The organism is Acinetobacter courvalinii, from assembly GCF_014635545.1.
GTDB lineage: Bacteria > Pseudomonadota > Gammaproteobacteria > Pseudomonadales > Moraxellaceae > Acinetobacter > Acinetobacter courvalinii.
In genome coordinates this window covers 1-2819 of sequence record NZ_BMDA01000012.1, presented here as the reverse complement: position 1 = coordinate 2819, position 2819 = coordinate 1, and the positions used below count along the sequence as shown (strand labels likewise).

1 rRNA gene is annotated in these 2819 nt (G+C 50.5%); it reads right to left on the bottom strand.

The features are described 5' to 3' along the window. Positions 1 to 66: 66 nt before the first annotated feature. Positions 67 to 2819: ribosomal RNA gene (locus tag IEV39_RS18330) — 23S ribosomal RNA — on the bottom strand; the annotation flags it as partial.

The window sequence follows — 2819 nt, the reverse complement described above, 5'->3', positions numbered from 1 at the left end:
AGTTTCTACACTAAATCAAGTTATGTATTGAATTTATCTTGAATACAACAACTGTTTGGGTGTTGTATAGTCAAGCCTCACGAGCAATTAGTATTGGTCAGCTTCACACGTCACCGTGCTTCCACACCCAACCTATCAACGTCCTAGTCTCGAACGGCTCTTTAGAGGAATAAATTCCTAGGGAAATCTTATCTTGAGGTAGGCTTCCCGCTTAGATGCTTTCAGCGGTTATCCCTTCCGAACATAGCTACCCGGCGATGCGACTGGCGTCACAACCGGTACACCAGAGGTTCGTCCACTCTGGTCCTCTCGTACTAGGAGCAGATCCTCTCAAATTTCCAGCGCCCACGGTAGATAGGGACCGAACTGTCTCACGACGTTCTAAACCCAGCTCGCGTACCTCTTTAAATGGCGAACAGCCATACCCTTGGGACCTGCTTCAGCCCCAGGATGAGATGAGCCGACATCGAGGTGCCAAACACCGCCGTCGATATGAACTCTTGGGCGGTATCAGCCTGTTATCCCCAGAGTACCTTTTATCCGTTGAGCGATGGCCCTTCCATACAGAACCACCGGATCACTAAGACCTACTTTCGTACCTGCTCGACTTGTGGGTCTCGCAGTTAAGCGCGCTTTTGCCTTTATACTCTACGCGTGATTTCCGACCACGCTGAGCGCACCTTCGTACTCCTCCGTTACTCTTTAGGAGGAGACCGCCCCAGTCAAACTACCCACCAGACATGGTCCTCGCCCCGGATTACGGGGCAGAGTTAGAACCTCAACATTACCAGGGTGGTATTTCAAGGACGGCTCCATTAGAACTAGCGTTCTAACTTCAAAGCCTCCCACCTATCCTACACAAGTAAGGTCAAAGTTCAATGTCAAGCTGCAGTAAAGGTTCACGGGGTCTTTCCGTCTAGCCGCGGGTACACTGCATCTTCACAGCGATTTCGATTTCACTGAGCCTCTGCTGGAGACAGCGCCGCCATCATTATGCCATTCGTGCAGGTCGGAACTTACCCGACAAGGAATTTCGCTACCTTAGGACCGTTATAGTTACGGCCGCCGTTTACTGGGGCTTCGATCAAGAGCTTCGCTTACGCTAACCCCATCAATTAACCTTCCAGCACCGGGCAGGCATCACACCCTATACGTCCACTTTCGTGTTTGCAGAGTGCTATGTTTTTAATAAACAGTTGCAGCGGCCTGGTTTCTGTGGCTGCCAACAGCTCAGGGAGCAAGTCCCATCACCGTCAGCAGCGTACCTTCTCCCGAAGTTACGGTACCATTTTGCCTAGTTCCTTCAGCAGAGTTCTCTCAAGCGCTTTGGTCTACTCGACCTGACCACCTGTGTCGGTTTCGGGTACGATTCCTGTGTAACTGAAGCTTAGAGACTTTTCCTGGAAGCATGGTATCAGCCACTTCACTGTACAAGTACAGCTTGCTATCAGCTCTCAGCATAGAGCACCCCGGATTTGCCTAAGATGCATGCCTACAGCCTTCCACCTGGACAACCAACGCCAGGCTGACTTAACCTTCTCCGTCCTCTCATCGCATTACACAGAAGTATTGGAATATTAACCAATTTCCCATCGACTACGCCTCTCGGCCTCGCCTTAGGGGTCGACTCACCCAGCCCCGATTAACGTTGGACTGGAACCCTTGGTCTTTCAGCGAACGGGTTTTTCACCCGTTTTGTCGTTACTCACGTCAGCATTCGCACTTCTGATACCTCCAGCATACTTCTCAATACACCTTCATCGGCTTACAGAACGCTCCCCTACCACGTATACATAGTATACATCCGCAGCTTCGGCACATAGTTTTAGCCCCGTTACATCTTCCGCGCAGGCCGACTCGACTAGTGAGCTATTACGCTTTCTTTAAAGGGTGGCTGCTTCTAAGCCAACCTCCTAGCTGTCTATGCCTTCCCACATCGTTTCCCACTTAACTATGATTTTGGGGCCTTAGCTGGCGGTCTGGATTGTTTTCCTCTTGACTACGGACGTTAGCACCCGCAGTCTGTCTCCCGGATAGTACTCATTGGTATTCGGAGTTTGCATCGGTTTGGTAAGTCGGGATGACCCCCTAGCCGAAACAGTGCTCTACCCCCAATGGTATTCGTCCGAGGCGCTACCTAAATAGCTTTCGGGGAGAACCAGCTATCACCAGGCTTGATTAGCCTTTCACCCCTATCCACAAGTCATCCCCTGGCTTTTCAACGACAGTGGGTTCGGTCCTCCAGTTAGTGTTACCCAACCTTCAACCTGCTCATGGATAGATCGCCTGGTTTCGGGTCTATACCCAGCAACTAAACGCCCTATTAAGACTCGATTTCTCTACGGCTCCCCTATGCGGTTAACCTTGCTACTGAATATAAGTCGCTGACCCATTATACAAAAGGTACGCAGTCACACCACGAAGGTGCTCCCACTGCTTGTATGCATGCGGTTTCAGGATCTATTTCACTCCCCTCACAGGGGTTCTTTTCGCCTTTCCCTCACGGTACTGGTTCACTATCGGTCAGTCAGGAGTATTTAGCCTTGGAGGATGGTCCCCCCATATTCAGACAAGGTTTCACGTGCCTCGCCCTACTCGTCATCATTATGTGTGCCCTTTCGTGTACGGGAATATCACCCTCTACGTTCGCACTTCCCAGAGCGTTCCACTAGAACACACATAACTTAATGGGCTGCTCCCCGTTCGCTCGCCGCTACTAAGGGAATCTCAATTGATTTCTTTTCCTAAGGGTACTGAGATGTTTCACTTCCCCTCGTTCGCTTCATAAGCCTATGTATTCAGCTTATGATACCCGCCTT